The following is a 12401-nucleotide window of genomic DNA, read 5'->3' as shown; positions in this document are numbered from 1 at the left end:
TCGATCATGTGCGGCATCGTCGGAGCGCTGGACCTCGCCGGGCGACGCACGTTCGATCCCGCGCGCCTCGACCGCATGGCGGCGAGCGTGCGGCACCGCGGCCCGGACGACGGCGCCTCTTTTTCGGCGCCAGGGATCGCCATGGCCACGCGGCGCCTCGCCATCGTCGACGTCGCGGGCGGCCGCCAGCCGATGGCCGACGCGGGCGGCCGCGTGTGGGCCTCGTACAACGGCGAGCTGTTCAACCACGCCGAGCTGCGCGGCGAGCTCGCGGCGCGCGGGCACACGCTGCGCACGCGGTGCGACACCGAGCTGTGGCCCGGGCTCTACCTCGACGCGGGCGAGGGCGCGTTCTCCCGCGCGCGCGGGCAGTTCGCCGTGGCGCTCTGGGATCGCGAGGCGCGCACGCTGCTGCTCGGCCGCGACAGGATCGGGATCTGCCCGCTCCACTACGCGGTGGCGGACGGCTGGCTCCTCTGGGCCTCGGAGATCAAGGCGATCCTGGCGAGCGGGCTCGTGCGCCCCGAGGCCGATCCGGCGGGCATCGACCACGTCTTCTCGCTGTTCGCCGCGGGCACGCAGCGGACGTGCTTCCGCGGCGTGCGCTCGATCTGGCCCGGGCACTACCTCCGCGCGCAGGGCGGCGCGGTGGAGCAGCGGCGCTACTGGGATCTGGATTTCCCGGCCCAGGGCGAGGAGCGGCGCGTCGCCTCGCTCGACGCGCTGATCGAGGAGACGCGCGCCTGCCTGCGCGACGCCGTGCAGCGCCGCCTCGTCTCCGACGGCCCGGTGGCGACGTACCTGAGCGGCGGGCTCGACTCGACGCTGGTGCTCGGCCTCGCCCGGGAAGCCCGCGGCGACGCCCCCATCGCGTCGTTCACCGTCGGCTTCGACGGCGCCGGGCCCGACGAGCGCCGCCGCGCGACCCGCAGCGCGGCGCGCCTGGGGGCGCGGCTCGAGACCCTGGTGCCCTCGCCGACGGAGATCCTCGAGGCCCTCCCGCGCGTTGTGGAGGCCGCCGAGGGCCCCGTGATGGACACGGCCGACGGGTGCGTGCTCCTGCTAGCCGAGCGCGCCGCGCGCCGGGGGTTCAAGGTCGTGCTCACGGGCGAGGGCGCGGACGAGGCGATGGGCGGCTACGTCTGGCACAAGACCCACCGCGCCATGGAGCGCCTCGCCCGCGTCCACGCAGCCTTGCCGCGCGCGATCCGCGGCACGCTGGCCGAGCTCGCGGCGCCCGGCACACCCGCGCCCACGTTCCAGGACCACTTCGGCGACGTTCGCCCGAGCCTGCTCGACCTGTACGAGCCGCTCTCCCGCGCGCGCTGGCTGTTCTATTCGGATACGATGGCCGAGCGCGTCGCGGGCCACGACCCGTTCTCCGAGCTCGACATCGCGCCAGCGCGGATGCGCCGCTGGGATCCGCTGAATCGGTCGCTCTACGTGGAGTACAAGCTGATGCTGGCCGGACACCTCCTGGTGGGCAAGGGCGACCGCGCGGCGATGCGCTCGGGCGTGGAGCACCGCTATCCCTTCCTCGACGAGGCCTTCGTCGACCTCGCAAGCGGCCTCTCGCCGGCGTACAAGCTCCGCGGGCTGCGGGAGAAATGGCTCCTCCGCGAGGTGGCGCGGCGGGTGCTCCCGCGCGACGTCGCCGACCCGCCCAAGGGCATGTTCAAGGCCCACGCGCTCTGCGCGCTCGGGCCCCAGCCCCGCTGGATCGCGCAGCTCGTGAGCCCCGAGTCGCTGCGCAAGACGGGCTATTTCTCGCCCGCGAAGGTCGCGCGCGAGCAGCGCTTCCAGCGGATCCTGCCCGCCCTCGCCCCGCGGCGGATCGTCGCCGACGGGAGCTACACCGCCGTGGTCACCACGCAGCTGTGGCACCACCTCTTCCTCGGCGGCGGGCTGTGCGAGCTGCCCACGTGGTCGCCGCCATCGCCCGCGGCCGGCCCAGCGCTCGCGGCCGCGGACGAGCGCGCGGTCGCGTCGTTCGAGAGGACGGTCCCGTCGTGAGCCTCCAGATCTCCGCCGATCCCGCGCTCTCCGGCCACGAAGGCAGCCCTCGCACGCCGCCCCACGACGGAGAGGCCGCCGCGAGGGAGGACCGGCTCCACGCGGCGGTGCGCCGGCGCTGGGACCGCATCGACTGGACGCGGCCGATCCCGCCCGAGGCGCTGGTGATCCCCGAGGCGCACTACATGGACGTCGCGGGCCTCGGGCTCACCGAGCGCCAGCGCGTCGCGATCAACCGGCTCTTCGCGTGCTTCACGTGCGAGCTGTTCATCCACTTCGAGGGCTACGTGATCCGGTACCTCGAGCGGTCGGCCCACCGCGCGCCGTACCTGTCCGCGCCCGTCGTCGCCCGCTTCGTCGCCGAGGAGCGCACGCACGCGGAGATGTTCCGCCGGCTCCTGCACAGGCTCCGGCCGGATCTCTACCCGACCGACGCGGCCCCGCCGCGCTTCCTGCGCTGGGGCCGGGGCGACGACGCGGCGCTGCGCCTCGCCCCGGCGGGCACGTTCTTCCTGCTCGCGTGGTACTTCGAGGAGATCACGCTCTTCGTGCCGCGGGCGATCGAGGCCCGGCCCGACCAGAGCGCGGCGCTCGTCGCCGAGATCATGGCCCTGCACGCGCGCGAGGAGGCGCCGCACGTCGCCATCGACGAGCGCGTGCTCCTGCACCTGAACGAGCGCTGTCCGCGCTGGCTCGCCGCGATCCAGACGGCCCTCGCGCTGCCCTTCCTCGTGTACGTCGACGGCGTTGTCGGCGACGCCTGGCGCCGCCTGGTGGCCTCGGCCGGCAGCGAGCTGGGCCTCGACGCCGCGCAGCGGCGGCGGCTCGGCGCGCGCGCCCCGACGCAGTCCGATCGCTGGGGCACCGAGAGCTTCACGCGCAAGCTGGAGGGCCGCGAGCTCGCGGGAGCGCGGCCGCTCTGCTGGGCGCTGCGGCGCGCGCTGCGCGCGGATGCCGCGTGAGCTCCGGGCTCGCGTACATCGGCGACAGCCACGGCATCCTCTCCGCGTGCCGCGACCTCATCGAGGCCGCCGAGCGGAGCGTCGTCCTGCAGATGTACCTCTTCGCGGCGAACGGCGACCAGACAACGCTGCTGCCGCGCCCGGGCGCGTTCCCCTACGCCGACACGGTCGCCGACTGGCTCATCGCCAAGAAGCGCGCCCGGCCCGAGGTGACCGTCGTCGTGATCCTGGACAGCAACACGCCCGCGAACCCCGCCCTGACGCGCCGCCGCGGCGCGCTGGTGCGGAGGCGCCTCGCGGACGCGGGCGTCCTCGTGCTGAACGCCTGCCTGTTCGGCGCGCGGTTCGACCGGCGCCGCCGGCTCCTGCCCCGGATGAACTTCCACCTCGACCACGCGCGCGGGCGCGTGCCGATCGAGGACTGGGTCGAGCACCAGAACCGCTGGCAGGTGCTGCACAACGTCGAGGATCACCGGAAGAACCTGGTGATCGACGGCGGGCGCGCCGGCGCGATCACGTCGCACAACTTCATCGACGCGGCGTTCGACTGGCACGAGAACCTGTTCTGGCTCACGGGCGCCGTGGCCCGCCGGCTCTGGCGCGTCGCGATGGCGGCGATCGGCGAGGCGCTCACCATCCCGCAGGCGATCGGCGCCGAGGGCCGCGCCGCGCTCCACGCGCTCGTCGCAGGCGCCGCGCGCGCCGGGCGCGGGCCGGACGATCTCGGGACGGAGCGCGACTCCCCGGCGCCCACGCTCGCGCCGGTGCCGGGGTACGCCGGCGGCCTGCGCGTCCCCCTTCCGCCGCCCGGCGCGCTCACCGCCGCGGGCGACGAGACGTGCGCGCTCGTCGAGCACGAGGCGATCCGCGCGCGCCTCACGGACCTGTTCGACGGCGCGGAGACGGGCGACGAGCTCCTCGTCGCGACAACGTACCTCTCGGACCTGCCGATGCTCGAGGCGCTCGAGCGCGCGGCGGCCCGCGGCGCCCGGGTGCGCGTGCTGATCGACTCCATCGACGCGCTCCCGCTGCCGCCCGCGGCGGCGTGGCTCATCCGCAACCTGGTCAACCACCACGGGATCACCCGCGCGCTCGAGGCCGAGGCGCGGCGGCCGGACCGCTTCGCGCTGCGCGTGCACGACTCGCGCGGCGGGGCGATGATGCACCTCAAGACCGCGGCGCGGCTGGGCGCTCGGCCGATGCTCGTGGGCGGCCAGGCCAACTTCACGCCCAACTCGTTCTCGCGCGCGTGGCTCGAGACCGACCTCGAGACCCGCGATCCGGCCTTCGTCGCCGCGTTCGCGGCGCACTTCGAGCGGCTCTGGGGTCTGCCCGCCTCGCGGCGCACGTCGAGCGGCCGGGGGTCGCGGGCGCGCTCGGCGCTGCTGGGCGCGTTCGAGCTGCTCGGCCTCCGGCCCTGACGCGTTCAGCGGAGCATGCCGATCACCAGGGCGGCGATCGTCGCGTCCGCGACGATGTGCGCGAGCACGGGCGCGAGGAGCCCGCGGGTGTGCTGCCGCAACAGGCCCAGCATCACGGCCCAGCTGCCCGCCAGGAAGACGCCCAGCAGCCCCCGCGGGAAGCCGTGCGCGTGCTGCGCGCCGAACGAGGCGGCCTGCAGGACCACCGCGACGCGCGCGCCCCACGCCGCCGCGAGGCTGGGCTGGAGCACGCCGCGCCAGATCACCTCCTCCAGCGTGGCGTTCAGCACGGCGAAGACCGCGCCTCCCGCGATGAGCACCGGCGTCGACACCTGGAGCAGCTCCGAGCCGGTGATGTCGCGGAGGTCGGGCCGGGCGAGCGCGAGCCACCCGACGAGCGCGACCGGCGTGACGCCGCCGACGAGCGCCGTCCAGCGCTTCGGGAGCCCGCCGGCCGCGCGCCAGCCCTCGGGCGGGCGCAGCGCGGGCGCGAGCCGCGCGAGGCCGCCGTAGGCCGCGAGCGCCAGGATCATGGCGAGCTGCCAGACGACGCCGAGGCGCATCGCCACCACGATGCACGCCACGAGCGCCGCGACGGCGCGCGCCGGCCCCTGCGCCACGCGGGCCGCGAGCAGCGCCACCAGGGCCGCGGCCACGGCGACGGCGAGCGTCGCGCGCGGGAACGCGGGCGCGTCGAGCGCGGCCTGGAGCGCCAGGAGGCCGAGGGAGACCAGGCTCAGCGCGCGGCCTGTGCGCGCCTTCGGCTCGGAGGCGGCAGACGTGGGCTCTTGCATCGGGATCGGTAATGCTAGTCTCGCGGCACCAGGCGCGACAGGACGACCCCCGGGATCGACGCCGCGAACGCGATCGCGAAGAACGCCGTGAACCCCGCGCTGGCGGCCAGGTAGCCGCTCGCGCTGCCGGCGAACGTCGCGGAGACGGACATGAGCGCCGACCCGATCGCGAAGTGCGACGACTTGTACCCGTCCACGCAGCGCCGCATCAGGAACACCGCGAGCACCGCCGTCCCGACGCCTGCGGCGAGCTGCTCGAGGGTGACGAGCGCGACGACCCACGGGAGCGACGGCCGCGCCCACGCGAGCGCCACGTACAGCAGGATCGCCAGGCTCTGCACGAGCGCGATCGGGAAGATGGTCCGCGCGAGCCCCCACCGCTTGATGATCACCCCGCCGAGGATCGAGCCGGCGATCGAGGCGACCGTCCCGACCCCGCCCACGTTGCCCCGCGCCGCCGTGTCGAGGCCGAAGCTCTTCAGCAGCGGCGACGACATCGCGAACATGAGCGCGTCCCCCGCCCGGTAGCAGAGGATGAACGCCAGGCTCGACGCGATCTGCGGCTGCCGCAGGTACACACGGAACGGCTCGACGTAGCGCCGCAGCCCGGTCGCTCCGGGCGCGGCGCCGGCGCCGGGCGTCGCGGCCGGGCGCGGCAGCCCCGCGGCGTGCGCGATCGCGAGCAGCGCGAGCCCGCCCGCGGCGACGGCGAACGCCGCGCCGAAGGACGCCCAGCCCGCGAACGCGACGAGCAGCGCGCCCGCGAGCAGCGCGAGCCGGTACGCGCCGACCCGCAGCCCGGAGAACGCCGCCTGCGCGTCCTTGTCGAGCGCCTGCAGGTAGAAGCCGTCGACCGCGATGTCGTGCGTCGCCGCGGCGACCGCGACCGCCCCGAACAGCGCCGCCACGAGCCATATCGCGCCGCTGTCCGCCGCCGCAGCGAGCCCGAGGACGATCGCGGCGAGCGCAACCTCGACCGCCACGAGCCAGCGCCGCGGGCTGCCGTGGAGGTCGACCAGCGGGCTCCAGAGGAACTTGAGGTTCCACGGGAGCCCGTAGAGCGACGTCAGCCCGATGATCTCCAGGCTCGCCCCCGCCGCCGTGAAGAACTCCCCCGCCACCTTGTGCGCGATCGCGTAGGGCAGGCCCTCGGCAAAGTAGGTCGACGAGATCCACAGGCCCCGGCTCGCCCCTCCCGCCGCCACGCCGGGCGCCGCCGCCACGCCGGGCGACGCCGCCTCACCGGGCGCCTCCGAGGAGGCGTCACGCCTCGGCGCCTCCGCTCCCGGCTCGGGCAGCGCGGCGTGCGCCGGGACCGCGGGCTCGACGGGCTTGTGAGATGTAACGGCAGCCTCCACGCCTTCTCCGCACCCTTACACGATGCGCCCTGGGACGGAGCAAATTCCAGGACGCCCGACCGCGGAAGCAAACACGACGCCGTGAGGCCGCGACGCCGTGAGGCGGCGAGGACGCAGCGCACTCCATCGCGAGCGACGCTGTGGTATCGGTCCGGCATCTGGTTTAAACGGTGAACTGCATGCGACGGGCTCACGCTCCCTCGGTGTCCCCCTGCCGTCACGGCGGCGACGCCGATCGTGGCGCTTCGTGCCGCTCCGGCCGTGCGGCCGCGCTCGCGCGCGCCGACCTCGCGCCGACCCGGCCGGCGCCTTGGCCATCTCCGGTCTCTCCGAGGGAGCCAGCGTGAACGAGTACACCCGGCGCGAGGAGGTCCGCGCCACCTTCATCGCCTCGGCCATCCTCGTCCTGTGCATCGCCGTGGCGGTCCTCCGGCTCGTCACCGTGGAGGGCAGGCTCGTCCCCGACCCGGGCGCGCGGCGCCAGGCCGAGGAGTCCGAGGCCCGCGTCGCGCCCGCGCGGGCGTGCGCCCTCGCCGGCGAGAAGCTGATCGTCGAGATCGACCTGTTCAAGGCCGCCGCGAAATCGGCGCGCATGCCCGACCCGGGCCAGGCGCCCCCCGCGCCGCCGCCGCCGGCGACGACCACGAAGGGGCGCCCGCCCCGCAACGCGCCGCCGCCGCCGAAGCCCAAGGAGCCGGACAAGCAGGGCGCGTGGGCCTCCGCCCAGCCGCTCTACAAGCAGGTCAAGACCCTGGCGGGCTGCCGCGAGGCGACCGAGGCGCTCCTCGGGGCGCGGGTGAACGCCATCCCCGCCTGGGAGGCCATCGCCAAGGCGGCCGCGATCACGCCGCCGGGCGCCGCGGAGGCCGAGCAGTTCGAGGCGGCGAAGCAGCTGCTCTCGCTCGTCGCCGACATCCCGGCCGACAAGGTCGCGCAGGCCACGAAGGACGCCGAGGCGGCGTTCAAGGCGAACGCGGAGCGCGACCGGGATCGCGCGCTCACCGCGGTGGTCCGCGAGCCGCTGCCCCAGGGCGTCTTCTCGCGGCGCGTGGCCGTGAGCGTCGGCGTCGGGCTGACGGTCTGCGCCCTCTTCATCAGCTACCTGGGCGTGCGGGCCGCCTCGATGCGCCGCCTCGCGACGCTGCTCCCGCTGCGCGAGGCGGTCCGCAGCGGGCGCCCGGGCATGCAGGCCGCGGAGATCCTGAAGACCGCCGCTGCGCACAACAGCGGCGAGCCCGGCCTCGTGATCGGCGCCGCCATCGGCGGGTTCTCCGCCGCCCTCCTCGCCCCGAGGGACGCCGACCTGTTCGTCGCGGGCGTCATGGCGGGCCTCCTCATCGGCCTCGGCGCGCAGTGGGCCTTCCGCCTCGCCCTCGGCGCGGGCCGCTGGCGCGCCCGCACCACGGAGCTCGCCGAGGTCGAGAAGCCGGCCATCCCCATCGTGCTCGTCCTGAGCGGCGTGAAGCCCGGCCTCGAGCTCGAGTTCGTCCAGTTCCTCCGCTCGCTGCCCCCCGCCGACGCCGCCGCGGCGGTCGAGAAGCTCGCCTCCCAGGCCGAGGAGCGCATCCTCGCCGCCGCCGACGCGGGCGCCGCCCTCACCCACGGGAAGCCGCCGCCAGGGTGACGCCGGCAGCGTGACGCCGGCCAGCGTGACGCCGGCCAGCGCAGGGGGCGCGCCTGCCCCCTGCACGACCCCAGAACGCCCGCGGGGTGTCCCCGCGAACACAGCGCGGCGGCGGCCCTGCACCGAGCGCTCGATCCGCACGCCGTTCCATGGAATGGAGGCGCTCCCGACATGAGACACCCCCTGCAGGCCCGCCGGCCGTCCGGGCGATGGGCGCTCCTCTCGCTGCTCGCCGCCACCTGGTGGCTCGCCGCGCCCCCTGCAGCGGCGCAGGACACGGCCGCTCCGAAGGTCGCCGCGCCGCAGGCCGACGACGCTCCGCCCGCGACGCACGTCGCCTCGCTGCAGGTGGACGGCCCTCCGGCCGCCGCGCCGCAGGCCGACAGCCCTCCGGCGGAGGACGGCGCGCCCCCGACGGACGGAGCCGCCGGGGCCGGCGCGCTGTCGGGCGGCACCGGCGGCGCCGGCGGCGCGGCCTCGGAAGCGCGCGATCCGGCCGAGCGCAGCGCGGCGCGGCGCGACAGGCCCGGGGCGACGAGCAGCCGCCCCACGCCCCCGAAGAAGCGCCGCGGGGACATCAACCCGTGCATGACGCCCGATCCGGGCTGGGGCGTCTACGACCGGTGGTCCCGCGCGCCCTCGATCGGGCAGATGATCATGCCCCACCGGGGCGGGGTCACGAAGCGCGGCGGCTTCGACGTCATCATCCACTTCCACGGCCACGAGGCGCTCCGGAAGGAGTTCGTCAAGACCGCCGAGGGCGCGGTCCTCGTCGGCATCGATCTGGGCATCGGCTCGGGCGCGTACTCGAGCGCGTTCTCGGCGCCGTACGTCTTCGAGAACCTGCTCGACAGCATCGAGCGCGCCGTCGCGAAGAAGACCGGCAAGAAGAAGGCCTACATCCGCAAGCTCGGCCTCTCATCGTGGAGCGCGGGCTACGGCGCCGTCGAGCAGATCCTGCGGCAGCCGGCCGGCAAGCGGGTCGACGCCCTCGTGCTGCTCGACTCGCTCCACGCCGGGTACGCCGACGAGCGGCAGCACAAGCTCAAGGTCGCGCAGATCGAGCCGTTCATCGCGTTCGCGAGGCGCGCCGCGGCGGGCAAGGCGTTCATGTTCATGAGCCACTCCTCCATCCTGCCGCCCGGCTACGCGTCGACGGCGGAGACGGCGGACTTCATCGTGCGGCAGCTGCGGGGCAAGCCGAGGGGCTCCTCCCGCGCCGACGTGCTCGGCCTCGACATGATCCGGCGCTTCGACCGTGGCGACTTCCACGTCCGCGGGTACACCGGCGACGACAAACCCGATCACTGCGCCCACCTCGGCCTGATGGCGGACGTCGTGCGGGTCCACCTCAACCCGCGGTGGAAGTCGCCGCGAGGCCGGCGCTAGATGGGCGGCATCGGCGTCATCATCAACCCCCGCTCGCGGCAGAACCTGAGCGATCCCCGCGCCGCGGTCCGGCTCGCGCGCGCGCTCGGCGACCACGGCGTCGTCCGCGCCGCGCGCTCCCGCGAGGATCTCGCCCGCATCGCGGAGGACTTCAGGAAGCTCTCCATCGACGTGCTCGGCATCTCCGGGGGCGACGGCACGAACCACGTCACCATCACCGGCTTCCTCGACGTCTACGAGAACGAGCCGCTGCCGCCGATCGCCTTCCTGCGCGGCGGGACGATGAACACCGTGGCCAACGCCGTGGGCGTCCCCCGCGGGCGCCCCGACGGCCTGCTCGCGGGGCTCATCGCCCGCTACACCGACCGCGGCCGGCACCCGCTGCGCTGGATCGAGCGCCACGTGATGCAGATCGGCGCCCACTACGGCTTCATCTTCGGCACCGGCTGCGTCCACGGCTTCATCGCCGAGTACAACCGCAGCGAGGAGCGGAGCGCGCTCTGGGCCGCCAAGGTCCTCGCCCGCGCGAGCGCCGCCGTGCTCCTCAACACGGGCACCCAGGTCGCCGCGCGCTGGCAGGGCCGCGTCCACTTCGAGGACGGCTCGGCGTTCCCGGACCGCGACTACCTCGCCGTCGCCGCCGGCACGGTGGACCAGATCGGCCTCGGGTTCCGCCCGTTCCACCGCCACGACGAGCGCCCGGAGAGCTTCCACATGCTGGGCATCCACACCTCCGCGCTCGGCTTCGTCAGGAAGCTGCCCGACATCTGGCGGGCGCGGCCGATGGGCGAGGCGCACACGTTCGAGAAGATCGCCCGGCGCGCGGTGCTCGAGGCCAGGTCGGGCGTGGTCCACTACGTCTGCGATGGCGACGTGCACGAGCACGCGGGCCCGCTCACCGTGCGCATCGGCCCGCGGGTGAAGATCCTCGTGGAGCACAAGTCCGGCCATCGCCCCGCCCGGCCCGCGTCGCACGATGTGGGCGGCCGCGGCGAGCGCGCGCATCCCTGCGGAATCGTACGCTGATCATGCATGGATCACGCGCTGACCATGCACCGACGGCGCGGCGGCGCGCGGGCAGGCAGCGGCGCGCGGGCGGGCAGCGACGTACGGGTGCGCGAGACCATGGCTGTGGGAGGCCAGCAAAGTTAGACTGCGTTCGCTCCATGCCGCCGCGCTCCTCCTCCGCGCCCGCCTCGTCGACGGACTCGACCCCGCGGCACGAGAGCGCGAGCCGCTCGTTCGCCTCTTCTGCGGCGTTCCCGCGCGCCAGCGCTCCGGACTCGCTCGACCCGGAGCTGATCGATCCGTCCCTCGTGACACCGCCTCCGGAGGCCAGCGCGCCGTCGCCCGCTCCGGGGAAGGCGGCGCGGCGCATCTACCGCGAGGGCGACGTGATCGGCGGAAAATACCGCCTGCGCTACGTCCTCGGCGAGGGCGGCATGGGGATGGTGTGGCTGGCCCACAACGACGTCCTCAACATCGACGTCGCCATCAAGTTCATCCGGCGCGAGGTCAACTCGACCGAGGCGACGGTGCGCCTCCACCAGGAGGCGCGCGCCGCCGCGCGGATCGATCACCCCTCGATCGTCCGCGTGATCGACTTCGGGGAGTCCGAGCACCGCGACCCGTACATCGTGATGGAGGTGCTCCGGGGAGAGCAGCTGGTCGAGGCGATCGAGCGCAGGAAGCGCTTCTCGCCCACGGCGGCGCTCCGCATCCTCCTGCCCATCGCGAGCGCCGTCGCCGCGGCGCACGACCGGAGGATCGTCCACCGCGACCTCAAGCCCGAGAACATCTTCCTCGTGAAGAACGATCGCGGCGACATCACCCCGAAGATCGTCGATTTCGGCATCGCCAAGGTGTGGAGCGAGACGGCGAGCGGCGAGATGACCAAGGCGGGCACGGTGCTCGGCAGCCCCGATTACATGTCGCCCGAGCAGGCGCGCGGCATCACCGACGTCGACGGGCAGACCGACGTCTGGGCGTTCGCCGTGGTGCTCTACGAGACGATCACCGGCCAGAAGCCGTTCCAGGGCGGCAACTACCACGACCTCGTGGCGGCGATCCTCGTCAAGGATCCGACGCCGATCACCGCGCTCGGCGTGGGCGACGAGGCGCTGTGGGCCATCATCGCGCGCGGCCTCGGGAAGGAGCGCTTCAACAGGTGGCGGACCATGCGCGAGATGGGCGTCGCGCTCGCGCGCTGGGCGATCGAGAACGGCGTCGTGGAGGACGTGACCGGGACCTCGCTCGCCGTGCACTGGCTGAGCGACGGCGAGCAGCGACCCCTCTCCGAGCGGCCGGCGGTGCGGGCGCAGCAGCGGCGCATCTCCGAGCGGCCGGCGGCGCGGGCGCAGAGGAGCAGCGAGGACCACCGGGAGGTCGCTGTACACCCTGTCCACCAGGGCGCCGCTCGCCCGACCGGGGATCGGCGGCGCGCCGCCGTCGTCGCGGCGGCGGGGCTGGCGACGCTCGTGATCCTCGGCGCCGCGCTGTTCTCCCTGCGCGCCATGACCGCGCGGGACGGCGGCGCCGAGCCCGCGCCCGCGGCGCCGCCCGCCGCGTCGCAGGTCCAGCCGCAGGCCGCCGCCGCACGATCGAGCGAGCAGCAGAGCCCCGCGCGCGAGAGCCTCCCCGAGCCAGCCCGCACGGCCGAGCCGCAGCCCTCGGCCGGCGCGGCCCGCCTCGGACCGGCGGAGAGCCCCACCGCGAGCGCCCCCGCGCGGGGGCCCGCGCCGGCGCCCCGGAGCGCCGGCGCGCGACGGACCGCGCCCTCGCGGGCGGGCGCGAAGACCACTGGCGCTGCCTTGCCGGTCCCGGCCCGGCCTAACTTCTAG

Annotated in this window: 9 protein-coding genes; 7 read left to right on the top strand and 2 right to left on the bottom strand. The window is 74.9% G+C overall.

The annotated features are described in order from the left end of the window. The first annotated feature begins 6 nt into the window (after positions 1–6). From asnB to WMF22_RS11340, 3 genes are read left to right on the top strand one after another with little or no spacing between them, the layout of a single operon-like run. On the top strand, positions 7–2013 hold the full coding sequence (gene asnB, locus WMF22_RS11350) for an asparagine synthase (glutamine-hydrolyzing) (protein WP_438035761.1): 2007 nt from the start codon (positions 7–9) through the stop codon (positions 2011–2013). Next, entirely contained in the window at positions 2010–2975 is a 966-nt protein-coding gene (locus WMF22_RS11345) for a diiron oxygenase (protein ID WP_438035760.1), read from the top strand. Before asnB ends, WMF22_RS11345 begins: the two co-directional genes overlap by 4 nt. Further along, the gene (locus WMF22_RS11340) at positions 2972–4396 is read left to right on the top strand and encodes a phospholipase D-like domain-containing protein (RefSeq protein WP_438035759.1); all 1425 of its coding nucleotides are present in this window, start codon (positions 2972–2974) and stop codon (positions 4394–4396) included. The genes WMF22_RS11345 and WMF22_RS11340 overlap by 4 nt, the downstream gene beginning before the upstream one ends. A 5-nt stretch (positions 4397–4401) precedes the next feature. On the opposite strand, the gene WMF22_RS11335 is transcribed toward WMF22_RS11340, so the two are convergent. Together WMF22_RS11335 and WMF22_RS11330 are read right to left on the bottom strand one after the other, a co-directional pair. Continuing rightward, positions 4402–5190: a CPBP family glutamic-type intramembrane protease gene (locus WMF22_RS11335; RefSeq protein ID WP_437299114.1), complete on the bottom strand. Its 789-nt coding sequence runs from the start codon at positions 5188–5190 to the stop codon at positions 4402–4404. Between the two features lie 14 nt (positions 5191–5204). Further along, positions 5205–6548, bottom strand: coding sequence for an MFS transporter (locus WMF22_RS11330; protein ID WP_438035758.1), 1344 nt, complete (start codon positions 6546–6548; stop codon positions 5205–5207). Between the two features lie 343 nt (positions 6549–6891). Between WMF22_RS11330 and WMF22_RS11325 the strand changes: the two genes are divergently transcribed. The 4 genes from WMF22_RS11325 (at position 6892) to WMF22_RS11310 (ending at position 12401) form a co-directional block, all read left to right on the top strand. Further along, positions 6892–8172, top strand: coding sequence for a hypothetical protein (locus tag WMF22_RS11325; RefSeq protein WP_438035757.1), 1281 nt, complete (start codon positions 6892–6894; stop codon positions 8170–8172). A gap of 171 nt (positions 8173–8343) precedes the next feature. Further along, positions 8344–9561, top strand: a complete 1218-nt coding sequence (locus WMF22_RS11320; RefSeq protein ID WP_438035756.1) for a hypothetical protein — start codon at positions 8344–8346, stop codon at positions 9559–9561. Beyond that, positions 9562–10587, top strand: coding sequence for a diacylglycerol/lipid kinase family protein (locus WMF22_RS11315; RefSeq protein ID WP_437299110.1), 1026 nt, complete (start codon positions 9562–9564; stop codon positions 10585–10587). It abuts the gene before it with no gap. 140 nt (positions 10588–10727) lie between these two features. Beyond that, a complete protein-coding gene (locus tag WMF22_RS11310) occupies positions 10728–12401 on the top strand; it encodes a serine/threonine-protein kinase (RefSeq protein WP_437299109.1) in 1674 nt (557 codons plus the stop codon).

This window comes from Sorangium sp. So ce204 (genome assembly GCF_051526795.1).
Classification (GTDB): Bacteria; Myxococcota_A; Polyangia; order Polyangiales; family Polyangiaceae; genus Sorangium; species Sorangium cellulosum_B.
The sequence above is the reverse complement of the archived record's forward strand: the minus strand, read 5'-3'. Positions and strand labels throughout refer to the sequence as shown.

Excerpts from the sequence above, each read along its gene's own strand:
- asnB (WP_438035761.1), top strand. The coding sequence starts at position 7 with ATGTGCGGCATCGTCGGAGCGCTGGACCTCGCCGGGCGACGCACGTTC.
- WMF22_RS11335 (WP_437299114.1), bottom strand. The coding sequence starts at position 5,190 with ATGCAAGAGCCCACGTCTGCCGCCTCCGAGCCGAAGGCGCGCACAGGC.
- WMF22_RS11320 (WP_438035756.1), top strand. The coding sequence starts at position 8,344 with ATGAGACACCCCCTGCAGGCCCGCCGGCCGTCCGGGCGATGGGCGCTC.
- WMF22_RS11315 (WP_437299110.1), top strand. The coding sequence starts at position 9,562 with ATGGGCGGCATCGGCGTCATCATCAACCCCCGCTCGCGGCAGAACCTG.
- WMF22_RS11310 (WP_437299109.1), top strand. The coding sequence starts at position 10,728 with ATGCCGCCGCGCTCCTCCTCCGCGCCCGCCTCGTCGACGGACTCGACC.